Origin of the sequence: Pseudomonas sp. Irchel s3h14 (assembly GCF_900187425.1) — a bacterium.
Classification (GTDB): domain Bacteria; phylum Pseudomonadota; class Gammaproteobacteria; order Pseudomonadales; family Pseudomonadaceae; genus Aquipseudomonas.
The window spans coordinates 178,170-201,764 of the sequence record NZ_FYDJ01000007.1 but is presented as its reverse complement, the minus strand read 5'-3'; the positions used below and the strand labels follow the sequence as shown (position 1 = coordinate 201,764).

General features: G+C 59.5%; 19 protein-coding genes and 4 pseudogenes. 14 read left to right on the top strand and 9 right to left on the bottom strand.

Translation table 11 applies throughout. The features are described 5' to 3' along the window. Window positions 1-301 precede the first annotated feature (301 nt). From CKW16_RS16225 to CKW16_RS16210, 5 genes are all read left to right on the top strand, one after another. Window positions 302-787 carry a flavin reductase family protein gene (locus CKW16_RS16225; protein ID WP_095129262.1) on the top strand — a complete coding sequence of 162 codons (486 nt, stop codon included), beginning with the start codon at window positions 302-304 and terminating at the stop codon, window positions 785-787. Between the two features lie 112 nt (window positions 788-899). Then, the gene (locus CKW16_RS16220; RefSeq protein WP_095129261.1) at window positions 900-1,943 is read left to right on the top strand and encodes an LLM class flavin-dependent oxidoreductase; all 1,044 of its coding nucleotides are present in this window, start codon (window positions 900-902) and stop codon (window positions 1,941-1,943) included. A gap of 63 nt (window positions 1,944-2,006) precedes the next feature. After that, window positions 2,007-2,159, top strand: a complete 153-nt coding sequence (locus CKW16_RS32320) for a hypothetical protein (protein ID WP_176471562.1) — start codon at window positions 2,007-2,009, stop codon at window positions 2,157-2,159. A gap of 90 nt (window positions 2,160-2,249) precedes the next feature. Next, window positions 2,250-2,927 (top strand): isochorismatase family cysteine hydrolase, encoded by a 678-nt coding sequence (locus CKW16_RS16215; RefSeq protein ID WP_095129260.1) that lies wholly within the window; start codon window positions 2,250-2,252, stop codon window positions 2,925-2,927. 5 nt (window positions 2,928-2,932) lie between these two features. After that, a complete protein-coding gene (locus CKW16_RS16210; RefSeq protein WP_095129259.1) occupies window positions 2,933-4,294 on the top strand; it encodes a cytosine permease in 1,362 nt (453 codons plus the stop codon). Window positions 4,295-4,357: 63 nt separating this feature from the next. Here CKW16_RS16210 and CKW16_RS16205 read toward each other — a convergent pair. Together CKW16_RS16205 and CKW16_RS32880 are read right to left on the bottom strand one after the other, a co-directional pair. Continuing rightward, a pseudogene (locus CKW16_RS16205) lies at window positions 4,358-5,106 on the bottom strand (PAS domain-containing protein). Beyond that, window positions 5,107-5,760: pseudogene (locus tag CKW16_RS32880) on the bottom strand (LuxR C-terminal-related transcriptional regulator). A 9-nt stretch (window positions 5,761-5,769) separates the two neighbouring features. On the opposite strand from CKW16_RS32880, the pseudogene CKW16_RS16195 reads away from it, so the two are divergent. Next, window positions 5,770-6,153, top strand: a pseudogene (locus tag CKW16_RS16195) (bifunctional 5,10-methylene-tetrahydrofolate dehydrogenase/5,10-methylene-tetrahydrofolate cyclohydrolase); the annotation flags it as partial. 53 nt (window positions 6,154-6,206) lie between these two features. Here the strand turns inward: CKW16_RS16195 and CKW16_RS16190 are convergent. From CKW16_RS16190 to glnT, 5 genes are all read right to left on the bottom strand, one after another. After that, a complete protein-coding gene (locus tag CKW16_RS16190) occupies window positions 6,207-7,532 on the bottom strand; it encodes an ammonium transporter (protein ID WP_095129258.1) in 1,326 nt (441 codons plus the stop codon). Window positions 7,533-7,719: 187 nt separating this feature from the next. Then, window positions 7,720-9,048 carry an FMN-binding glutamate synthase family protein gene (locus tag CKW16_RS16185; protein ID WP_095129257.1) on the bottom strand — a complete coding sequence of 443 codons (1,329 nt, stop codon included), beginning with the start codon at window positions 9,046-9,048 and terminating at the stop codon, window positions 7,720-7,722. A 16-nt stretch (window positions 9,049-9,064) separates the two neighbouring features. Then, window positions 9,065-9,748 (bottom strand): protein glxC, encoded by a 684-nt coding sequence (locus tag CKW16_RS16180; protein WP_095129256.1) that lies wholly within the window; start codon window positions 9,746-9,748, stop codon window positions 9,065-9,067. Window positions 9,749-9,757: 9 nt separating this feature from the next. After that, a complete protein-coding gene (locus tag CKW16_RS16175; RefSeq protein ID WP_095129255.1) occupies window positions 9,758-10,663 on the bottom strand; it encodes a glutamine amidotransferase family protein in 906 nt (301 codons plus the stop codon). A 72-nt stretch (window positions 10,664-10,735) separates the two neighbouring features. Continuing rightward, complete coding sequence (gene glnT / locus CKW16_RS16170) at window positions 10,736-12,070, bottom strand: type III glutamate--ammonia ligase (protein ID WP_095129254.1); 1,335 nt, start codon at window positions 12,068-12,070, stop codon at window positions 10,736-10,738. Window positions 12,071-12,353: 283 nt separating this feature from the next. Here glnT and CKW16_RS16165 point away from each other — a divergent pair, with 283 nt between their 5' ends. The 8 genes and pseudogenes from CKW16_RS16165 to CKW16_RS16130 all read left to right on the top strand — a co-directional run bounded on the left by CKW16_RS16165 (window position 12,354) and on the right by CKW16_RS16130 (window position 21,333). Continuing rightward, on the top strand, window positions 12,354-12,953 hold the full coding sequence (locus tag CKW16_RS16165) for a helix-turn-helix domain-containing protein (protein WP_095129253.1): 600 nt from the start codon (window positions 12,354-12,356) through the stop codon (window positions 12,951-12,953). Between the two features lie 241 nt (window positions 12,954-13,194). Beyond that, the gene (purU, locus tag CKW16_RS16160) at window positions 13,195-14,061 is read left to right on the top strand and encodes a formyltetrahydrofolate deformylase (RefSeq protein ID WP_095129252.1); all 867 of its coding nucleotides are present in this window, start codon (window positions 13,195-13,197) and stop codon (window positions 14,059-14,061) included. Then, window positions 14,058-14,963, top strand: a complete 906-nt coding sequence (gene folD / locus CKW16_RS16155; protein ID WP_095129251.1) for a bifunctional methylenetetrahydrofolate dehydrogenase/methenyltetrahydrofolate cyclohydrolase FolD — start codon at window positions 14,058-14,060, stop codon at window positions 14,961-14,963. Before purU ends, folD begins: the two co-directional genes overlap by 4 nt. Further along, window positions 14,945-16,186, top strand: coding sequence for an FAD-dependent oxidoreductase (locus CKW16_RS16150; protein WP_095129250.1), 1,242 nt, complete (start codon window positions 14,945-14,947; stop codon window positions 16,184-16,186). The genes folD and CKW16_RS16150 overlap by 19 nt, the downstream gene beginning before the upstream one ends. 13 nt (window positions 16,187-16,199) lie before the next feature. Continuing rightward, entirely contained in the window at window positions 16,200-16,499 is a 300-nt protein-coding gene (locus CKW16_RS16145; protein ID WP_095129249.1) for a sarcosine oxidase subunit delta, read from the top strand. Continuing rightward, on the top strand, window positions 16,496-19,393 hold the full coding sequence (locus CKW16_RS16140) for a 2Fe-2S iron-sulfur cluster-binding protein (protein WP_095129248.1): 2,898 nt from the start codon (window positions 16,496-16,498) through the stop codon (window positions 19,391-19,393). The genes CKW16_RS16145 and CKW16_RS16140 overlap by 4 nt, the downstream gene beginning before the upstream one ends. A gap of 3 nt (window positions 19,394-19,396) precedes the next feature. Continuing rightward, window positions 19,397-19,993 (top strand): sarcosine oxidase subunit gamma, encoded by a 597-nt coding sequence (locus tag CKW16_RS16135; protein ID WP_095129247.1) that lies wholly within the window; start codon window positions 19,397-19,399, stop codon window positions 19,991-19,993. A gap of 136 nt (window positions 19,994-20,129) precedes the next feature. Further along, window positions 20,130-21,333, top strand: a pseudogene (locus CKW16_RS16130) (tyrosine-type recombinase/integrase). A gap of 65 nt (window positions 21,334-21,398) precedes the next feature. Here the strand turns inward: CKW16_RS16130 and CKW16_RS16125 are convergent. Both CKW16_RS16125 and CKW16_RS16120 read right to left on the bottom strand, forming a co-directional pair. Continuing rightward, window positions 21,399-22,604 carry a CaiB/BaiF CoA-transferase family protein gene (locus CKW16_RS16125; protein ID WP_095129246.1) on the bottom strand — a complete coding sequence of 402 codons (1,206 nt, stop codon included), beginning with the start codon at window positions 22,602-22,604 and terminating at the stop codon, window positions 21,399-21,401. A gap of 141 nt (window positions 22,605-22,745) precedes the next feature. Next, on the bottom strand, window positions 22,746-23,543 hold the full coding sequence (locus CKW16_RS16120; protein WP_095129245.1) for an enoyl-CoA hydratase: 798 nt from the start codon (window positions 23,541-23,543) through the stop codon (window positions 22,746-22,748). Window positions 23,544-23,595 lie beyond the last annotated feature (52 nt).

Genomic DNA, 23,595 nt, shown 5'->3' with positions numbered 1-23,595 from the left:
ATCTTATAGTTGTACGAAGCCAAACCGGGGGAGCTCTTCGGCTACCCCTCAGATGCCGGCCATATTATGGTATTCCATCTTTTAAACAAGACTGATCCGGTCTTTTAGCGCCCATCTGCCTCGTAATCGTGGCGCCTCAGCGCCCGCAGAGACGGGCTAAAAGCCCCGTAAACATTGACTTAAATACCCAAGGAGTACGTTTATCGGGTCGGAAAAAAAGCCCTTGCAAACTATGTATTACGGTATACCATCAGACCTACAAACACATAAAAACCGCATTACACCGCCAGAGGACCGTCCCATGATCGATGCCGCCATCTACAAACAAGTGATGGGTTCGTTTCCTTCCGGGGTGACTGTGATTACCACGCTGGATGACGACGGCCACATCGTCGGCCTGACCGCCAGTGCCTTCAGTTCATTGTCCATGGACCCGGCCCTGGTGCTGTTCTGCCCCAACTACAGCTCCGATTCCTATCCGGTACTGATCAAGAACAAACGCTTTGCCATTCACGTCCTGTCCGGCGGCCAGCAGAGCGAAGCCTATGCCTTCGCACGCAAAGGCAAAGACAAGGCGCAAGGCATCGAATGGACCTTGAGCGAACTGGGTAACCCGATTCTGGCCAATGCTACGGCGGTGATCGAATGCGAGCTGTGGCGCGAATATGAAGGGGGCGACCACGCGATCATGGTCGGCGCGGTGAAGAACCTGATCGTGCCCCAGCACAACGCCGGGCCACTGGTGTATTGCCATGGCAAAATGGGCGCCCTGCCCGTGCTCGCCTGATTCGACAATACTCAGAGATAGCTTGCGTACATTGCGAATATCCAGACTCCAATAATCAGCCCGGTCGACTCCCGATCGACCGGCCAACAACAAAAGATCCGAGGTAAGCGTCATGAAGTTTTCCCTGTTCGTGCACATGGAACGTTGGGACGAAAGCGTCAGCCACCGTCAGCTGTTCGAAGACTTGACCGAACTGACCCTGATGGCCGAAGCCGGCGGTTTCAGCACCGTCTGGATCGGCGAACACCACGCCATGGAATACACCATCTCGCCAAGCCCGATGCCGCTGCTGGCCTACCTGGCCGCCAAGACCACCACCATTCACCTCGGCGCCGGCACCATCATTGCGCCGTTCTGGCACCCGTTGCGGGTCGCCGGCGAATGCGCGCTGCTGGACGTGATCAGTAACGGCCGCATGGAAGTCGGTCTGGCCCGTGGCGCCTATCAGGTGGAGTTCGACCGCATGGCCGGTGGCATGCCCGCCTCCTCCGGTGGTCAAGCACTGCGCGAGATGGTTCCGGTGGTGCGCGCCTTGTGGCAAGGCGATTACGCCCACGATGGCGATATCTGGAAATTCCCGACGTCCACCAGCGTACCGAAGCCGATCCAGAAGCCCAATCCGCCGATGTGGATCGCCGCCCGCGACCCGGATTCGCACAACTTCGCCGTGGCCAACGGCTGCAACGTCATGGTCACGCCGCTGATGAAGGGCGACGAAGAAGTCCTCGACCTGAAGAACAAATTCCAGGCGGCCCTGGACAACAACCCGGACATACCACGTCCGCAACTGATGGTGCTGCGTCACACCCACGTCCACGCGACGGATGATCCCGAAGGCTGGAAAGTCGGGGCCAAGGCGATCTCCAGGTTCTATCGCACCTTTGATGCCTGGTTCGGCAACAAGGAAGTGCCGGTCAACGGCTTCCTGGCGCCGAGCCCGGAAGAAAAATTCGCCGCTCGTCCAGAATTCGAACTGGAGAGTCTGCACCGCACCGCCATGATCGGCACCCCGGAAGAAATCATCCCGCGCATCAAGTACTACCAGGAACTGGGGGTCGACGAGTTCAGCTTCTGGTGCGATAACAGCCTGCCCCACGCGGAGAAGAAAAAATCCCTGGAGCTGTTCATCAAACACGTGGTCCCGGCGTTCCGCTGAGTCCACCACCCTGCCCCTCGGACGCGAAGCCGGGGGGCTGACTGACGTGTAGGGTCGATTCCAATGATCAATGATCGCCGCCCATCACTCGCCCTTCCCTCCGGCGCCGAGCAGGCTTACCTGCGCGGCGAATGGACCGCTTCGCATCTCCATTTCAAGCGCCTGCGCGCCAGCGTTACCGCCAAGCAGAACGGCTTCTGGCAACCCGTTTACTGAGCCACCCGAACTGGAATTCACGCACTCCACGTCTCGTCATCACGAGGCGTGTCCGGTGCATTGTGCTTCGCCCATGATCAGGTTTGCTCAATGAACAATAAAAACGCGCTGTTGATCATCGACATGCAGCAGGAGGACGGTTTCGTCCTGGAACACTTCGACACCGTGGCGGCCAACACCGCCACCCTGCTCGAGACCGCCCGCCGTCAGCGGGTGCCTGTCATCTATACCCGCCACATCAATCAGGCCGACGGCGGTGACTTGCCGCGTGGCGAACCGCGAGCGGCCGACGGCGGCCCCAGCAGTTATCGCGCCGGCACCCGGCAAGTGGAAATCATCGAACGTCTGGCGCCGCAGCCTGATGAACTCATTATCGACAAGGGCCGTTACAGCGCCTTCCATCGCACCGACCTGGATGCCCGACTTAAGTCGCTCGAGGTCGACACCCTGATCGTCTGCGGCGTGTTGACCGATGTCTGCGTGCTCAGCACGGTGTTCGACGCCTTCGCCCTGGGTTATCACATTCGGCTGGTCAGCGATGCCTGCACCACGACCACGCTGGCAGGACACTACTCAGCGTTGCTGATCATGGCCAACTGGGTTTACGCGCTGGAGATCCTGACCTGCGCCGAATGCCTGCGAGCCCTGGAGAACCGCGATTATCTAAGCCTGATTCCCGAGCGCCCGGACCTGTTCGCCCACCAGCCCCATGAGCTGGAAAGCACCATCGCCCGCTTGCAAACCCACCTCGCCCGGACTCAGGAGTGATCGCCATGCAAGTCGAAAAAAGAAGCATCGATTTCATCCCTGAAGCCGAACGCCATGGCCAGCCCGGCTCGCTGTTTTTCATCTGGTTCGGCGCCAACATGAACATCACCACCATCGCTTCCGGCGTGTTGCCGGTGGTCATGGGGCTCAATCTGTTCTGGAGCGCACTGGCGATCATTATCGGCTCGCTGCTGGGCGCGATTTTCATGGCCTCCCACTCCGCCCAAGGGCCGAAACTGGGCATCCCGCAAATGATCCAGAGCCGGGCGCAATTCGGCATATTGGGGGCAGTGCTGCCGCTGCTGTTCGTGATGCTGATCTACCTGGGGTTCTTTGTCAGCAATACCTTGCTCGCCGCCCAGGCCCTGGAGTCCGTCAGCCCGCTGCCGGCCACCGGCAATATCTACCTGATCGGGGCGTTGTGCTTTGTCGTCGCGCTCTATGGTTATCGCCTGATTCATCGTCTGCAGAAATGGCTGTCGCTGCTTTCGCTGCTGGTGTTCATCGCCGCGACGGTACTCGCCTTGAAGCTGCCGATCCCGGCCGAACAATGGCTGGCAACGGGCTTCTCGTTGTCGAAATTTCTGGTAGCGGTGAGCATCGCAGTCACCTGGCAACTGTCCTATGCGCCTTACGTGGCCGACTATTCGCGCTACCTGCCGAGCAGCACACCGACCGCCAAGGTGTTCTGGTACAGCTACGCCGGCACGGTCAGCGGTGGTGCCTGGATGATGATTCTCGGCGCGATCCTCAGCGTCGGTATCACCGATTTTTCCAGCAACGTCGGCAGCCATGTCGCCGGGCTGTTTGGTGGCGGCGCGCTGCTGCTGTTCGTCTTCATCGTCTATGGCCAGGTGTCGATCAATGTGTTCAACCTGTACGGCGCCTTCATGTCGACCATCACCGTGATCGAACCCTTTGCCCGGCTCAAGGTGACGCCTCGGGTGCGCGGCCTGTTCATGCTGGTGATCAGCCTGGTCGCCACGGCCTTGTGCACCATCAGTCAGGACGACTTCATCAACTTCTTCCTCAACTTCATTTTCTTCATGAGCTATTTCCTGATCCCTTGGACGGCAATCAATCTGGTGGATTACTACTGCCTGCGCAAAGGCCAGTACCGGATCGATGACATCTTCGACAAGAACGGGATCTACGGGCGCGTCAACTGGATCGCCTGCGGCAGTTTCGTGCTGGCAATCGCCCTGGAAATCCCCTTCATGAACACCACGTTGTATGTCGGCCCGGTGGCCAACGCCCTGGATGGCGTAGACCTGGCCTGGATCGTCGGGTTGCTGGTGCCGGCCCTCAGCTATTATTGGTTGATGAAACTCGGCAAGCGCGCCCAAGGAGTCGGCGAATTGTCCTGATAACCCCCTGAAAGCCAATGCCGGGTGCGATGCCCGGCGTTGTACCCTCGCGCAACGGTGTATTCAGCGCCCTCGCCAATCCATGCAGCGCTCGAAAATCGCCCCCTCGATACCCCGTACTTCCCGTATATCGGCATAGATCCCCACACCCTTTCCCCAGACATGCTTGATCGGCTGATCGGCGCAGCGTATCCGGTAGTTGGGTGTGAAGGGTTCCTGCCGTGACAAGGCATATTGCACCTCGCGCCAGACGTAATCGGCATCCTGGGCCAGGATCAGGCTGTTGTAGGTTGACTCATGGTTGTCCACCAACCGCTCCGATGGACACCCGGTCAGTTGCAGGCAACCGACACTGACGAATTCCATGGTCCCGTCGCCGTAGTTGCGGCCGCGATAGATCTGCCCCGGCATGCTGCCTAGCAGGCTCATGCTGCTGCGCTGGCTGACCTGCAAGGCAATCTCGCGGCGCTTGTGCGCGGTAATGTCCCCGGCCCCCAGATAAAAACCCTGAGCCCCGCGTTTGAGGCTGACGTCGAACAAGCGCAGTTCCCCCGAAGGGTGAACAAAACGCCGCCGCTGGTTGAAGGAGGTCTCCGGGCGGCGACGCAACTCATGCAGCGCCTGGCACCACAATGAACGGTCTTCGTGGTGCAACGTTGCATTCCTTACCCGGTAGATCCATCAGCTCGACCCAGGCCAGGTTGAAGTGCGCGATCTGCCCTTTATCGCACAGTTCGAGCAACGCCGCCGGAAAGTCGATCCATCAAGTGCAAGGGCAGTGTCTGCACAAATGCCTCTGGCCGTTCCATCATCTAATGACGCTCCTCGTGTCTCACCGACGCGCCGTTGTGCACCCACGTCGCCAGCTCCAGGCGCGAACGCAGGCTGAGCTTCTGCAAGAGATTCCTCACATAGATTTTGACCGTGCCGTCGCTGATCCCCAGTTCCCGGCCGATCTGTTTATTGCTCATGCCAGCGGCGATCAGGCCAAGGTCTGCCCCTCGCGCTCGGTCAGGTTGCTGGTGTCGAGCGGATCCGAATCGTGTGCAGGCCGGGTCACCGATTCGCCCTCATCGGCCAGCAGCGCAACCAGGGTTGAATCCAGAACGATCGCACCCTTGTGGCAATTGCGCATGTAGGCCAACAACGCATCGGGCTCGGTTTTCTTGAGCACATAACCACTGGCCCCAGGCGCGGGGCTGTCAACAGCTCGGCGCGATCCATCGAAGCGGCACCACCACCTGGCAGTCCAGACGTAACTACCGCAGCTCACCGAGCACCTGCAAACTGCTCAAGCCGGGCATGTGCAGATCAAGCAAGACCTGCTGCGGCGTCAGGCTCACGGCCAGGTTGGTGCCTTCTCGGCCACTGGAGGCCTGTCCCACCACTTCGAAGTCGTCACTGGCGCCGTACAGTTGTGCCAGGCGTTTGCGAAATAACGGGTGATCATCGACCAGGTCGTGCAGTCCATCGAAGCGCCCCTGTCGTTGCAGGCCAACTGCTCGGTCAGCGTGGTGCACTCGCGCAGCGTCGATGTACCGGCGTTGTGCAGGTTGGCGGACATCGTGGTCGCGGCGGTGGGTCGTCCTGAGATGATCGACGCCAGCTGGCTCAAATCCGGGGCGGTGGTGATCGATGTCGGCATCAATCGCATTGCCAGTGAGTCCGGCAATCGGCTGGTAGGCGATGTCGATTACGCCAGTGCTCGCACCGTCAGCCGTGCGGTCACGCCGGTTCCAGGAGGCGTGGGGCCGATGACCATTGCGTATCTGCTGAAGAACACCCTGATCGCCAGTCAATTGCAGCGTGCTGCCGAAGCGCGCGGGCGAAAGTCGATCAGTGATGCAGCGTTGAGCTGAGCACCACGAAAACGGCCCACTCGAAGGTGGGCCGTGTCGTTCAATCGTAACTATCAGTGGTTGTAGGCACTCTCGTTGTGTTCAGCCAGATCCAGCCCCATGTCCTCCACCGATTCATCGGCACGCAAGCCTATGACCGCGTTGATCACCTTGAGAATGACCCAACTGATGGCAAAGCAGTAAACCGTCGTCAGCAGCACGCCCTTGATCTGCGCCACGACCTGAGCGCCCATGCTCACGCCTTCCACCAACCCGCCCAGGGACGGCACGCAGAACACGCCGGTCAACACCGCGCCGATCATTCCGCCGATGCCGTGCAAGCCAAATACGTCGAGGCTGTCGTCATAACCGAAGCGGCGTTTCAGCACAGTGACGCTCAAGTAGCAGAACACCCCGCATAGCAGACCGATGGCCAACGCACCGCCTACGCCCACATACGCACACGCCGGAGTAATGCCGACCAAACCGGCCAAGGCACCACTGGCGAGGCCCAAAGCACTCGGTTTGCCAACCTTGAACCACTCGGTGAACATCCAGCCGAGAATGCCGGCGCACGCACCCAATTGAGTGTTGAGCATGACGATGCCAGAAGTGCCATTAAGGCCACCACCGGAACCGATGTTGAAGCCGAACCAGCCAACCCAGAGCATCGCCGCACCGGCCATGGTCAGGCTCAGGTTGTGGGCGGGCATTGGCGTATTCTGGTAACCCTTGCGCTTGCCGAGAATCAGGCACGCGGCCAAAGCGGCGACACCGGCATTGATGTGCACGGCGGTACCACCCGCGAAATCGAGTACACCCCAGTTATGCATCAAAGCGCCCGAACCACCCCAAACCATATGCGCCACCGGGGCATACACCAGAGTGAACCACAACGCCATGAACCACAGCGCTGCCGAAAACTTCATGCGTTCGGCGAATGCACCGGCAATCAGCGCCGGGGTGATGATCGCGAAGGTCATCTGGAAGGTCACGAACACGCCTTCCGGAATATCCCCCACCAAGCTCTCCGGGGTCATGCCGGCCAGAAAGGCCCGGCTCAAACCACCGACGAAACTGTTGAACGTCACCTGCCCCTCGACCATGCCGGTGCTATCGACCACCATGCTGTAGCCATAGATCACCCACAGAACGCCGACCAGGCCGGCGATGCCGAAGCACTGGGTAAACAGCGAGAGCATGTTTTTCGCCCGCACCAGACCGCCGTAAAACAATGCGAGGCCCGGCAGACACATGAACAGCACCAGCACCGCGGCGGTCACCATCCAGGCGGTGCTGCCGGTGTTCAATGTGGGTGCGTCGGCCGCCTGGGCTAGCGGCGCGAGTGCGCCGGCCGCCAATAAGACAAGAAGGGATTTGCCGAGAAGACGATTGACCATGTTCAAAGCTCCTGCAAAGGAATGGAAAGTGTCTGGCAGCGAGCAGTTGTTATTTCATGGGCCTCTTGGCGGGCCCCTCAATCTGTGGCGAGCGAGCTTACTCGCGCTCGAGTGCGTAGCACTCGCAAAGATTCTTGGGGCCGCTTCGCAGCCCAGCGCGAACAAACTCCCTCGCCACAGTTTTTTGTCAGTAACCGGTACCGGAACCCGGAACCCAATTGGTCCCCGCCAATGGCACCCGGGCCATGGCCGCCGACTCCACAGTCAACGCCACCAGATCCTCGGGATCGAGGTTGTGCAGATGCGACTTGCCGCAAGCCCGGGCCATGGTCTGGGCTTCCAGCACCATGACGCGCAGGTAGTTGGCCAAGCGACGGCCACCCTCCACCGGATCCAGTCGTTTGGACAGTTCCGGGTCCTGTGTGGTGATCCCGGCCGGGTCGCGACCGTTCTGCCAGTCGTCGTAGAAACCGGCGGCCGAGCCGATTTTCTTCAGTTCATCGTCCAGGCGTGGATGGTTATCGCCCAAGGCAATCAGCGCCGCCGTCCCGATGGCCACCGCATCCGCACCCAGCGCCATCGCCTTGGCGACGTCGGCACCATTGCGAATCCCTCCGGAAACGATCAGCTGAACCTTGCGATGCATGCCCATCTCTTGCAAAGCCTGTACCGCTTGCGGGATGGCCGACAAAATCGGGATCCCCACGTGTTCGATAAATACTTCCTGGGTCGCCGCCGTCCCGCCTTGCATGCCATCGAGCACAATCACATCCGCCCCAGCCTTCACTGCCAACTTGACGTCGTAATACGGCCGGCTGGCGCCGATTTTCACGTAGATCGGTTTTTCCCAGTCGGTGATTTCCCGCAGCTCGGCAATCTTGATCGCCAGGTCATCCGGGCCGGTCCAGTCCGGGTGACGGCAGGCGCTGCGCTGGTCGACACCGATCGGCAAGGTGCGCATGCCGGCCACACGCTCGGTGACTTTCATCCCCAGCAACATACCGCCGCCACCGGGTTTGGCGCCCTGCCCCAGGACGATTTCAATGGCGTCGGCCTTGCGCAGATCGTCCGGGTTCATGCCATAACGGGATGGCAAATATTGATAGACCAAATGCTGCGACTGGCCGCGTTCTTCCGGGGTCATGCCGCCGTCACCGGTGGTGGTGCTGGTGCCAGCGATGGTTGCGCCACGGCCCAGGGCTTCCTTGGCATTGGCCGACAACGCACCGAAGCTCATGCCGGCAATGGTCACCGGAATCTTCAGGTGAATCGGCTTCTTGGCGAAGCGGTTGCCGAGGATTACATCGGTGCCACACTTCTCCCTATAGCCTTCCAGCGGGTAGCGCGAAACACTGGCGCCGAGCAGTAGCAAGTCATCGAAATGTGGCAGCTTGCGCTTGGTACCGCCGCCGCGAATGTCGTAGATGCCGGTTTCCGCGGCACGCTGGATTTCCTGGATGGTCAGGCGGTCGAAGGTGGCTGACTCGCGCAGTACCGGGGCAGTTTTCTCACTCATGTCGTGTTCTCCTGGATCAGTACGCGGACGCGTTATCGACTTTGAAGTTGTACAGCTGACGGGCTGAACCGTAGCGCTTGAAGTCAGCCGCCTTATGCTCGAAACCGGCGCGATTGAGCAGGCCTTGCAGCTCTTCCAGGTGCTCGGCACGCATCTCTTTTTCGATGCAGTCCGAGCCCAGGGACTCGACGGAGCCTTTGACGTAGATGTGGGTTTCGTACAACGAATCGCCCAGCGCATCGCCGGCATCACCGCAGACCACCAGGCGACCCGCCTGGCCCATGAAACAGCTCATGTGGCCGATGCTGCCGCCGACGACGATGTCGATGCCTTTCATGGAAATCCCGCAGCGTGCCCCGGCATCGCCTTCAATCACCAGCAAGCCGCCATGTGCCGTGGCACCTGCCGCCTGCGAGGCGCTGCCTTTGACCCGAACGTAGCCGGACATCATGTTTTCGGCGCAACCAACACCGACGTTGCCATGAACGGTGATCGAGGCCTTTTGATTCATCCCCGCGCAGTAGTAACCGGCGTGACCCTGGATATCGATGGACACCGCTTCATTCACCCCGACCGCGAGGTTGTGCTTGCCATCGGAGTGAGTCACCAGCCACTCGTGATCGGTCACGTTATTGACCTGATCGTGCAGCGCCTGATTGAGGTCACGCACGGTGGCAGTGGAAAGATCGATAGTTTTCATGTGCGCTCCTTAAGCTGTTTCGCGTTCCCAGATGTACAAGGTGGCCGGTGCGGGCTCCCAGATTCTGGCGTTTTCGATTCCCGGCAGGCTCGACAAGGCCTGATACTCGGACGCCATGGCGACGTAGTCGTCGGTCTCGGCGAGGATCGCCGGCTTGCAGGCGACCGGGTCGCGGATCACCGCAAAACCGTTGCGTGTGCCGATGGCGAACGTGAAGAAACCGTCGAGACCCTCCAGCGAATGATCCAGCGCTTCTTTCAGCGAGTCGCCTTGCTGCAGGCGCCAGGTCAGATAGCCCGCGGCTACTTCGGTGTCGTTGTCGGTCTCGAAGTGAATCCCTTCGCGCTTGAGTTCCTGACGCAGGCGGAAGTGGTTGGACAGCGAGCCGTTGTGCACCAGACACAAGTCGGCGCCGGTGGAGAACGGGTGGCTGCCCTCCATGGTCACCGCGCTTTCGGTGGCCATCCGGGTGTGACCAATGATGTGGCTGCCCTTCATGCCGGCCAGGCCGAAGCGTTGGGAAATCTCCTGAGGCAAGCCCATACCCTTGAGGATTTCGATGCTCTGCCCGGCGCTCATAATGCGCAGGCTCGGTGCTAGTTCAGCGAGGGCCAGACGCACCGGCGCCTCTGCAGCATTGATCTTGAGCACGGCGGCGCTGGCGTTCTGGAACCAGTCCAGCGAACAACCGAGGCGCCCTTCCAGTTCGCCCATCAAGGCTTTCCAATCGAAGCCTTCGGTGGTCGCCTGCAGGGTCAGCTTGACCCAACCGTCCGCCACTTCATCGCCATAAATGGCGAAGCCGGCACTGTCCGGGCCACGATCGGTCATGGCCTGCAACATCGGTTCAAACAGCTTGCCGAGCTGGGACTCCAGCTGCGGATTTTTCAGGTAAAGACCTACGATTCCACACATATCAAGTCTCCTTCGGAGGCAGTGAACACCCGACGCCGTGCCGGGTGCCCGAATGGTTGTCAAAACACAGCGTCAGAAAAATTCGGTGTAGCGCTGGATCTCCCAGTCGGAGACGTGGCGGCTGTATTCCACCCATTCCATACGCTTGAGCTTGATGAACTCGCCAACGATCTGCGGGCCGAGCACCTCGGCGAACAACGGATCGGCTTCCAGCGCGTCGCAGGCTTCCTTGAGCGACTGCGGCAAGGTCTTGATGCCCCGCGCGGCGATCTGTTCCAGGCTCAGGCTGTAGAGGTTCTCATTGCAGACGTGGTCGATTTCCAGCTGGCGATCGATGCCATCCAGGCCGGCGGCGATGATCGCGGCGCTGACCAGATAGGGATTGCAGCCGGCATCCGGCAAGCGGAATTCCAGACGACCGTAAGGCACCCGCACCATGGCCGAACGATTGTTGGCGCCGAAGGCGATAAAGGCTGGCGCCCAAGTCGCGCCGGACAACGAATTACCGACCACCAGACGCTTGTAGGAGTTGACCGTCGGCGCGGCGAAGGCACACAGCGCCGGGCCATGGGCCAGCAGACCGGCGGCAAAGTGATAAGCCAGTTTCGACAGGCCCATACCGCTGGGGTCGCTGGCGTCATGGAACAGGTTTTTGTTCTCGGCGCTGCTGATCGACAGGTGAAAGTGCATGCCGTTGCCGGCGCGTTTCGGGTCAGGCTTGGGCATGAACGAGCAGATCATGCCCAGGTCGTTCGCGATCTCGCCGGCAGCCATGCGGAAGAAGGTGAAGCGATCCGCCGAGGTCATGGCGTCGCTGTAGGTGTAGTTGATTTCGAACTGGCCGTTGGCGTCCTCGTGGTCGATTTGATAGACCTCGAAATCCACCGCCTGCAAGGCTTCGGTCAGCCGCTCAAGGAAAACGCGGGAGCGCGACAAGCCTTTATAGTCGTAGCAAGGTTTGTCGAGGTTATCGCTGAGGTCCACCAGTTGCAGCTTGCCCTGCTCGTCGCGGCGCATCAGGTTGAACTCGGGCTCCAGACCGGTGTTGAGGGTCCAGCCCTTTTCTTCCAGGCGTTGCACTTGTTGCTGCAGCACATAACGGCTGTCATACGGATGGGGCTTGCCGTCGACGTGGCCGACGCACACCACCCGTCCATAACCCGGCTGCCACGGCACCGGGGTCAAGGTGGACAAGTCGCCGCGAGCCATGAAGTCCGGGCCGTGGGGTTCCATGCCCATGCCGCTGATTGCGAACCCGGCAAAACCTGCCCCTTCTTCAGCGACGGTCTTGAGCCCACAGATTGGCACCGACTTGGTTTTGGCCGCACCGTGAATATCCACAAACTGCGCAAGCACGTACTTGATCCCGTGCTTGTCGATGATGCGCTGGGTTTCTGCTGGCAACATTGCTCGTCACTCCTCGCGAAAGGCAAAACATTCTGGATTGGGCATGACCGTCTTTTTATTCCTAAAAAGAAAGTTAGTTTCCCAACAGGAATGCAAGGCCCTTGCCAGATTCGCGAGTGCAACGCTGATACGCCGTGAAAGGCGCTTTTGTGCTGTATATATGGGAAAATTCTTTTCCCTGTGGGAATACTGCAAAGATGAATGCGAGCCGAACGCCGCGATTTGCACTTTCTCAGTGCGAAACTAATATTACTGAACGGAAAGTGTGCAGGATCTGATGACTATGTCGACCGAAACCGCCCCGCGCCTCAAGCTTGAGCAATATCTGGGTTTGCAGATCAAGCGCCAGCGCCAGGCCCAGGACCTGAAATTGTCTGACGTGGCCAAGATTGCCGATATCAGTCAGGGCATGTTGAGCAAGATCGAAAACGCCCAGGTGTCTACCAGCCTCGATACCCTGAGCCGTCTATGCGATGTGCTCGGCCTGCCACTGTCCAAGTTGTTCAGCGAATACGACCAACAAGACGGTAGTGCGCTGTTGGTCAAGGCTGATCAGGGCATGGAAGTGGTGCGCCGTGGCACCGAGAAAGGCCATACCTACCATCTGCTCAACCACACCCGCGGGCCGAAGAAGAGCTTCGAGGCCTACATGGTCAGCATGGATGACGCGAGTGAGGAGTTTCCGACCTTCTCTCACCCCGGCACCGAATTCCTCCACCTGCTGGAAGGTGAACTGATCTATCGCCACGGCAATCAGCTGTACCAAATGGAAGCTGGCGACAGTCTGACGTTCGAAGGCGAAATCCCCCACGGCCCCGAGCAACTGGTGCAGGTGCCGATCCGCCTGCTGTCGATCATGAACTACGGTTCCGACAAAGAATAACGCCCCCTCTTCCCCCGCTCTGCCCTGCCTCGAGGCCGACCCACTGTCGGCCTCGCGTATTTTCCTGTCAGTTAAAAAACTTTCTTAAAAGCTCTGGACTCGGCGCGACCATTCCCCTATAAAGCCACAAACAGGAATAATTTATTCCCTACAAGAAAATTCGCTCATGGATGAGCCTGCTGTCCACTAATGATTTTTTTCGCTATGCGATGAGCTGCCGCCATCATCCCGAGGACGTGTCATGCAACACGAAAAAAACCATTTCATCATCAAGATCACCTGTCCCGCGGTGTCCGGCATCGTCGCTGCCGTCACCACCTATCTGGCGGACAACAGTTGCTACATCGGGGAGATGGCGCAATTCGACGACGACTTCAGCGGCCGGTTTTTCATGCGCGCAGTGTTCCGCTTCAATGATGGCCACCAAGGCGACCTGCAACAGATCAAGGACGGTTTCACCGACCTCGCCCAAGCGTTCGACATGACCTGGGAACTGCACGACACCCGCGAGCCGATGCGTGTGCTGCTGATGGTCAGCAAGTTCGACCATTGCCTGACCGACCTGCTCTACCGCTACCACAAGGGCGAGATGGACATGACCATCACCGCCATCGTCTCCAACCACCTCGACCTGCGGCCCATGGCCGAACGCGAGGGCATTCGCTTCATCTACTTGCCGGTAACGAAGGAAACCAAGGCCCGACAGGAAGCCGAGCTGATGAAGATCGTCGACGAAACCGGCACCGAACTGGTGGTGTTGGCGCGCTACATGCAAATCCTCTCCGACGATTTGTGCAAGCAACTCTCGGGGCGGGCGATCAACATTCACCATTCGTTCTTGCCCGGCTTCAAAGGTGCCAAGCCTTATCACCAGGCCTACCAGCGTGGTGTGAAACTGATCGGCGCCACCGCCCATTACGTCACCAGCGACCTCGACGAGGGACCGATCATTGAGCAGGAAGTACAGCGGGTCGATCACGTCTACCTGCCCGACGATCTCGTGGCCACCGGCCGTGACACCGAAACCGTGGCCCTGTCCAAGGCGGTCAAGTACCACCTGGAGCACCGGGTTTTCCTCAACCAGGACAGAACGGTGATCTTCCGGTGAACGCACACAAACTGATCGACGGCAAAGCCACCGCCGCCCGTGTCCTGGTACAGGTCCGCAAGGACGTGGAGCGCCTGCGCGAGCAAGACATTCAACCGGCGCTGGCGGTGATTCTGGTGGGCAACGACCCGGCCAGCCAGGTCTACGTGCGCAACAAAATCCTGCGCGCCGAAGAGGTGGGTATCCGCTCGCTGGAACATCGGCTTTCCACGGACACCAGCACTGAACAGTTACTCATTCTGATCGCCCGATTGAATGCCGATCGCTCGATCCACGGCATTCTTCTGCAACTGCCGTTGCCGGCTCATATCGATGAGTTGCGCGCACTGGAAGCTATCGCCCCGGACAAGGACGTTGACGGATTCCACAGTCAGAACGTCGGCGGCCTCAGCCAGGGACGCACCGTACTCGCGCCCTGCACGCCCAGTGGTTGTTTGTATTTGCTGGAACAAACCTGCGGCGATCTGCGCGGCAAGCACGCGGTGGTGATCGGCCGCTCGAATATCGTCGGCAAACCCATGGCAGCGTTGTTGCTGCAGGCTGACTGCTCGGTGACCGTCCTGCATTCGCGCAGCCAGGATCCGCAGGCCCTGTGCCGGCAGGCAGACATCGTCATCGCCGCCGTAGGTCGCCCAAGACTGATCGACGCCAGTTGGCTCAAGCCTGGCGCGGTGGTGATCGACGTCGGTATCAACCGTATCGAGGACGATGGCCGTAGCCGTCTGGTAGGCGACGTCGACTTCGACAGCGCCCTGACGCAAGTCGCGGCAATCACCCCCGTACCCGGAGGTGTCGGCCCGATGACCATCGCCTTTCTGATGAAAAACACCGTGACCGCAGCCCTTGCGCAACACCAGGCCCTACGCAGCCAATCGGAGGCCTTATGCCATTCAATCTATTGAAATACGGGCTGAGTTCGGAGTACCCGGTGGACGTGGATTTGCCGCCACCAAAGGAACTCAAATCGAGCTATGACGTGGTGATCATCGGCGCCGGCGGCCATGGTCTGGCCACCGCCTACTACCTGGCCAAGTACCACGGTATTACCAACATCGCGGTGCTGGAAAAATCCTATCTGGGCGGAGGCAATACCGCGCGCAACACCGCGGTGATCCGTTCCAACTACCTGACCAGCGAAGGCGTGCGTTTTTATGCCGAGTCGGTGCGGATGTTCCAGTCGCTGTCCAACGAATTTGATTTCAACATCATGTACTCCGAGCGCGGCCAGCTGACCCTGGCCCACACCGATGCCACGGTGCGTTCGTTCCGGCAGCGCGCCGAGGTCAACAAACACTTTGGCGGCCGCACCGAGATGATCGACCGGCAGCAGATCCGCGAACTGGTGCCCAGCCTCAACCTCGATCCCGGCCACTTGCCGGTCATCGCCGGCCTATGGCACATCGACGGCGCCACCGCGCGCCATGACGCGGTCGCCTGGGGTTACGCCAAGCAGGCTGCCAAACGCGGTGTGGAAATCCACCAGCTCACCGAAGTCCAGGACCTGATCATCGAGAACGGCGCCATCACTGCCGTAAAAACCAATCGCGGCACCATCAAGTGCGGTTGCGCGGTGCAGGCGATTGCCGGGCACAGTTCGTTGCTGATGGCCAAGGCCGGGATCCGCTCGCCGATCCAGACGTTCCCGTTGCAAGCCATGGTCACCCAGCCGTTCAAACCGTTTCTCGATCCGCTGGTGAGTTCCTCCGCCCTGCACTGCTATGTGCAGCAGACCAGCCGTGGTGAGGTGGTATTCGGCGGTGGCTCCGATCCCTATCCATTATTCAATACTCGCTCCACGCTCGATTTGAAGGAAAGCTTGCTGGCCCACGCGATCGAGATGTTCCCGTTCCTGGCCAACGCCAAGCTGATGCGCCAATGGGCCGGCATCACCGACATGACCCCGGATTACAGTCCGATCATGGGCCTGTCACCGGTGAAGAATTACTACCTCGACGCCGGCTGGGGCACCTGGGGCTTCAAGGCCACACCGATCTGCGGCAAGACCATGGCCGAGTTGGTGGCCAGCGGCGGCAAGGTACCGGAGCTGATCAAACCCTTCGGCCTCGAACGTTTCTCGACCTTCCAGCAAGTCAACGAAATGGGCGCCACGGCGGCCAGTCACTGACGGAGAGCGGACTATGAAAATCATGAATTGCCCGCTCAACGGGCCGCGCAATATCAGCGAGTTCACCTATGGCGGTGAATTCAAGCCGATGCCTGACCCGGTCAGTTGCAGCGACGTCGAATGGGCCGACTACGTGTTCAACACCGACAACCTCGCCGGCGTGGTGCGCGAGTGGTGGATGCACACGCCCTCCAGCTACTGGTTTCTGGCGGAGCGTCACACAGTCAGCGATGAAATCCTGCGGACCTTCGACCCCAAAGAACTGTTCACCGCCCGTGTCGACTTTAGCGCCCCCCAGGAGATCGCAGGATGAATCGCCTACCCGCCCCCATGGGCCTGCTGATCGACCGTGATCAGCCGCTGGATTTCAGTTTCGACGGCGACCGTTACCAAGGCTTGCAAGGCGACAGCATCGCCAGCGCGCTGTTGGCCAACGGGCGTTTCCTGATCTCCCGCTCGTTCAAATACCATCGCCCGCGTGGCCCGCTGACCATGGCCGGCCAGGACGCCAACAGCCTGGTGCAGTTGCCCGAAGAACCCAACGTGCTGGCCGACGCACACGCGTTGTCCGCTGGGTTGCAGGTGACGGCGCAGAACGTCAACGGCTCGCTGGATAACGACAAGGACGCCTACCTCGGCAAGTTCTCGAAATTCATGCCGGTGGGTTTTTACTACCGCTCGTTCTACAAACCCAAGGGCATGTGGAAAGTCTGGGAACCGATGATTCGCAAGAAGGCCGGCCTCGGGGTGCTGGACCTGAAGTTCCAGCCTGAGTACTACGACAAGGCCTACCTTTTCACCGATCTGGCAGTCATCGGCGCAGGCCCCGCCGGGCTCCATGCGGCGCTGACGGCAGCCAACGCGGGGGCCAAGGTGTTGCTCATCGAGCAACAACCGGTTCTCGGCGGTTCGCTAACCTATGCCCGCTTCGATATCGAAGGCAACAGGGCTGAAAACCTACGCCGCGAACTGCTCGCTGCGGTAGAGCAACACGCCAATATCCAGATCCTGACCGAAGCCACTTGCAACGCCTGGTTCACCGACAACTACCTGCCGGTCATTCAGGGCAAACGGATGTACAAGGTCCGCGCCCGCCAGTGCCTGGTGTGCAGCGGGGCCTTCGATCAACCGGTGATCTTTCGCAACAACGACCTGCCGGGCGTGATGCTGACCAGCGCCGCGCAACGACTGATGAAACTGTATGCAGTCAAACCCGGTAAACGCGCCGTGGTGCTGACAGGCAACGATGACGGTTACCTCGCCGCGCTGGATCTGCATGACCAGGGCGTGGAGGTCTCCGCGGTGGTGGATCTGCGCCATGGTCCTTCGGACGAATCCTTGCTGCGCGCACTGGCGCAACGCAAGATCTACCATCAGAGCAACAGCGCCGTATATGAAGCCCAGCACGAAAAAGGCATGCGCCATATCAACGGCGTCGACGTGCGCAAAATCACCGCACAAGGCCAGGTCGCCGAGAGCGGGCAACACCTGAAGTGCGATTTATTGTGTATGTCCGCCGGTTACATGCCGGTCTATCAATTGCTGTGCCAGGCCGGCGGCAAACTGGCCTACGACGATCAGCGTGCCGAGTTCACTCTCAGCGGCCTACCAAAGAATCTAAATGTCGCCGGCTCGGTCAACGGTCATCACCAGCTGGATAACGTGATTGCCGATGGTGTGAATGCCGGTGCCGAAGCCGCCCTCGCGTTGGGTCTGACAGTCGGCACGCAACGTGCGCCATTCAACGGCGAGGCTCGGGTCAACTTTAATTGGCCAATCTTCCCGCACCCCAAAGGCAAGGACTTCGTCGACTTCGACGAGGATCTGCAAGTAGCCGACATCGTCAACGCCACCCGGATCGGCTATCGTGATGTGCAACTGGTCAAGCGCTACTCCACCGTCGGCATGGGCCCGTCTCAAGGTCGTCACTCAGCGCTGCCGACCGCGCGGTTGGTGGCCTGGGCCACCCAACGCAACATCAGTGAAACCGGCGTAACCACTGCGCGACCACCGTTTGTGGCTGAAAAACTGGCGCATGTCGCCGGTCGCGCATTCGACCCGTACCGGCAAACGCCGATGCATGCCCGGCACCTGCAAGCCGGGGCGAAGATGATGCCCGCCGGAATCTGGCAACGCCCGGCCTACTACGGCAACGCCAAGGATCGGGAGACATGCATGCAGGCGGAAGCCCTGCACGTGCGCAACAAGGTCGGCATCATCGATGTCTCGACCCTGGGTGGCCTTGATGTGCGCGGCCCGGATGCGGCCGAACTGCTCAATCGGATGTACACGTTCGCCTTTCTCAAGCAGCCGATCGGCCGCTCCCGTTATGCGCTGATGACCAATGAGCACGGCGTGGTGATCGACGACGGTGTCTGTGCGCGATTTGCCGAGAACCATTTCTACGTCACCGCCACCACCAGCGGTGTCGACCGGATCTATCAGCAAATGCTTAAGTGGAACGCGCAATGGCGCCTCGACGTGGATGTCGCCAACGTCACTGCGGCCATTTGTGCAGTCAACGTCGCCGGGCCGGACTCGCGCAAGGTGCTGGAACAGGTCTGCACCGACCTCGACCTGAGCGCCGATGCCTTCCCTTATCTGGGCGTTCGCCAGGGCACCGTGGCCGGCATCAAGGCCCGGTTGTTGCGAGTCGGTTTTGTCGGCGAACTGGGCTATGAAATCCACGTACCCGCGCGTCACGGGCTCAAGCTCTGGGACGCACTGATTGAGGCCGGCAAAGCACATGACATCCGCCCTTTCGGCGTCGAAACCCAGCGCCTGCTGCGTATGGAAAAAGGCCACGTGATCATCAGTCAGGACACCGATGGAATGACTCACCCGGCGGAAATCGACATGGGTTGGGCGGTCAGTCGCACCAAGCCGTTCTTCGTCGGCCGCCGCTCGGTGGACATCCTCGAAGCCCAGCCACTGAAACGCAAACTGGTGGGTTTCAGCCTGCCCAAAGGCAGCCTGCAACCGCTGGAAGGCCATCTGGTCCTTAACGGCCCGGACATCAGCGGCAACGTTACCTCCTGCGAGTATTCCGCCTCCCTGGGCAAGATCATCGGCCTGGCCTATGCCGGCATCGACCAGAGCACGCCTGGGCAACGGATTCCGATCCGCGTCGAAGGCGGCATCGTGGTCCAGGCCGAGGTGGTGCAGTTGCCCTTCTTCGATCCCGACAACCAACGCCAGGAGCTTTGAGTCATGACCAGTCTGAGAGAACAACACAGCATCGCCCGGCAAGCCCTGGCACCGTTGCCGGGGTGCCGCCTGGCGGACCTGACCGACCTGCCGCGGGTCGGTTTCCGCGGAGCCCACAGTGCCGAGTACCTGCGCAGCCGCGGCTTCGTCCTGCCAGATGCGCCCAACCGTGCGGTGATTCAAGCCGATGGCAGTCAGGTAGCGCGCCTGTCCCAGACCGAGTACCTGCTGCTGGGCAGCCCCGAGGATCAGGGGCAACGCATCGCCGACGAAGAAGCCCGGTGGGAACTGGACCACCAGGCCAACTATCTGCTGCCGCGTCAGGACAGCCACGTCTGCTTTCAACTAGCGGGCGAACACTTGAGCAAGGTGATGGCCAAACTCTGCGGCGTCGACTTGAGCCCGTTGGCGTTCGGCCCGGGTACGGTGGCCCAGACGTCCGCGGCGCGGATAAACGTGATCGTGATCAACTCCAGTACGGTGCAGCAGGCGAGCTTGCACACCCTCTGCGATCGGGCGTCGAAGGCGTATTTCTTGGAGGCGCTGCTGGATGCAATGCAGGAGTTTTCCGGATTGGTAACGGATCGGACGACAGTCTGACGCTTGGCAGAAACGGGGTGAACCGCAGAAAACTTAGACGTTGCAAAAGCGGGCGTCAGCTCACACAAAAAGGAAGAGTTCCACTAAGAGCCAGTGGCTTTGGGGTAAACGTAGGGGAGTCCATTTCATGGCCTAAATCACCATCAAAGAACTCGAGTCGCTGACTGCCAACGATGCCGACCGGATCCTACGGGAGGATGGCAATTTGGCCGGTCGAATCTGAGTCCGCAAGGACGGTGTGTCGGTCAGCTTTATCTATCGCTATCGGTGGGGCGAGCAGAACAAAGAACACTGCTGCGGGTCTTGGCCGCGCAAATCCCTGACGGACATCCGCAAGACCCGTAACAATGCCGAATTACAACGCTGTTTTAATAAGGACTTATAGCCTTCACTCGGTAAAACAGCGGTGAGTAGTGTGTCCGAACACGATATTCGGGCGCTGATCCGCACCGTGGTCAACCGCGGCGCTCACCGTCAAGCCGTCAGCTTTTTCGCCGACCTCAACCCGATGTTCAACCGGGCCAGAAAACGTCAGCCCTGGCGGGTCTTATTGATCGAGGGCGATCCGACTGAACTGGTCGACATATTCCCATTGATCCCTGCCGACTACGAAGCGGAAAGAAGCCGCATCCTTTCCCCGGATGAGCTCTTGGAGCTGCACGACCGCTTCCAGCAAATGACCGCCGATTACGACGCCCTCCCCGCGGGCCAAAAATACAACGGCATTCGGCCGCTAAAGAAGGAAACGCAGCTCGCGCTCTGGATCAGCCTGGGCTGTGCCGGATTGGCGAGTTGCTGCAGGCCGAATGGAAAAATGTCGATCTGGAGCGGCGAACGTGGTCCCTCCCCACTGAAAACGTCAACGGCTCCAGGGGTAAGAAACAGGACCACTATATCTTCCTCTCCCCCTTCGCCCTGAATTTCTTTCAGGAACCCAAGCCCCTGACGGGAGACTCCCAGTGGTGCTTTCCGAACAAACAGGATGATGGGCATATGGACGTAAAGGTGGTGAGTAAACAGGTCGTCGATCGCCAGGCCCAGTTCAAAAACCGCAAGGCCCTCTCGAGACGGCGTCACGACGACACCCTAGTCCTTGCCGACGGCCAAAACGGCGACTGGACGCCGTATGACCTGCGTCGCACGAGCGCGACCATGATGCAGGCTCGTGGGTGAGGCTCCATTACCAGCAGCATCACTATGCCGAAGAGAAGACGCGCGCATGGAACCTGTTGGGTGATCGACTCGGTGCGGTATTGCCCTCAACCTAGGAGCATCCACCAACCGAGTCGATGATGCCTTTTTCAGCGTATGTGGCGACAGAGACTTCGCCACCTTCATAGGGTCAACCAACTTGTGCAACTCCACAGCATCTCGGACTTCGGAGTTGTGCGGCTACCATTAAAGATCAGATCACTCCTCGAGATTTGAAAGCAGAGATCTGTTCATCTGAATACCCAAGCTCCCGCAAAACGCTGACACTATGCTCGCCCAAGCCTGGTGACGGCTTCTCTTCTACCATGTCGGTGTATGGCATATGGACTGGGTGCTTCACGTAGCAATTTCCGGATTGGGCCGGCACCTCGACAATCATGCCGCGATATTGCACTTGCGGGTCGGCGATTGCCTCGGCCACCGTGTTGATCGGACTGCAGGGCACATCGGCCGCCTGAAGTGTCGCCATCCAGAACTCACGGCCGTTCTGTTGCAATCTGGCAATCATCAATGGCTCCAGACGAGCATGATTCTGCGCGCGCAGCGGGCCGTCACGCAGCAACGGATCATCGATCCATTCAGGTCGCTGCATCGCAATGCACATCCGCTGCCACTGCTCTTCGGTATCAACACAGATGGCAATCGGTTCGTCGGCGGTGGCGAAGGCCTGGAACGGCGCAATCAACGCGTGGCGACTGCCTAGGCGGCGAGGAAGATCACCTACCTGCAGGAAGCGCGCAACCGCGTTTTCCATCATTGCCAGTTGGCAATCGAGCATCGAAATATCGATAAAAGTGCCCCTCTCGCCCTCTTGCCCCCTGCCCACCAACGCCGCCAGTACACCCACGGCAGTGAATAATCCCGACCCGATATCGCCCAGCGAAATACCCACCCGTGCAGGTGGCCCGAACTCTTCGCCGGTAATGCTCATCATGCCGGACATCGCCTGGGCGACTACATCAAAAGAAGGCAAGTGCTTGTAAGGACCATCCTGTCCAAAACCTGAAATTGCGGCGTACACCAGCCGCGGATTCAACTCACTAACAGCTTCATAACCAAACCCCAAACGTTCCATTGCCCCTGCTCGGTTGTTTTCAATAAACACGTCGGCCGTCGTCAGTAATTGGCGCAGAACAGCTTTGCCCTCTTCCTCTTTCAAGTTCAGCGCGACGCTGCGTTTGTTCCGGTTGACACTGTTGAAGTAGATACTTTCCTCGTCTTTGAACGGCGCAACGCCTCGGGTGTAATCCCCTCCTTTCGGGCGCTCGATCTTGATTACATCAGCCCCGAGCATCGCGAGTAGCCAGGTGGAATAAGGCCCTGCCAACATATGCGTGGCATCAATGACACGTATACCGCTTAGAGGCCCTTTGTTGGGTATTTCAGATTTAATCGACATGACTTCACCCTATCTGGCAACTGAAGTTGCCAGCGAACAATTAATATTTATATTCGAGAAACCGTCTGGTCATGCAAGCGTCAGAGCTTTCTATCTAGGTAACGCGACAGCATCGGTGTTTCATTACACCGCAAAGTTGTGCTAAAGCCCTTTCCACTCTGGTGGACGTTTTTGCTGAAACGCTGCAACGCCTTCACGAAAGTCAGCAGAGTGGTAGCAACGCAACAACACGTCCTCGTCCTCGACATTTGCCACTTGGGCGTCTCGAAGTCGCCGTAACGTAGTTTTGGTCGCCCATAGCGTCAGTGGCGCAAGCTGCACCAAGTGTTCAGCTACGCGCTCGGCCGCAACTTCCAACGCGTCTTCGTCAACCAGCTCCCTGAACGCCCCGCTTGCCATCAGCGCCGAGGCATCCAGCAGGCGCGCGCTGAACACCATTTCTTTTGTCATGGATGTGCCGAACAAATCGACAAGACGCTGGTAGTTTAGAGCGCTGAGGCAGTTGCCAACCGTTCGTGCAATGGGAAATCCAAACCTGGCTGAACGGCTGATGATGCGCACGTCACAAGCAGCCGCGATAAGTGCGCCCCCACCCACACAAGGCCCTGCGATAGCGGCAACGGTCGGAAATGTCAGCGCTTCGAGCGACTGGATGAGCGTTTCACTGTGACCTTCGAGTTCAAGAAATTCAGCTGTCGTTTTCGCATCCTCCAGAGCGCCGAAATCTGCCCCCGCCATGAAGGAGGGGCGCGCTCCCGTTGCGCCGGTCAGCACCAGCGCCTTGACTGATGCATCGCGTGCCAGCTCTTGAAAAGTCCCGGTCAACGCCTCTTCCATTGCAGGCGACATCGCGTTCAAAGCGTGAGGTCGATTGAAAATGACCCATTCAACACTCCCTCGTCGTAACCGAACAATCTCGGCGCTCTCTTCAATTTTCATAGTTGAATCCTGTCTGGCCTTTTATTGAGTACTTACCGCTCGACGACCGCTG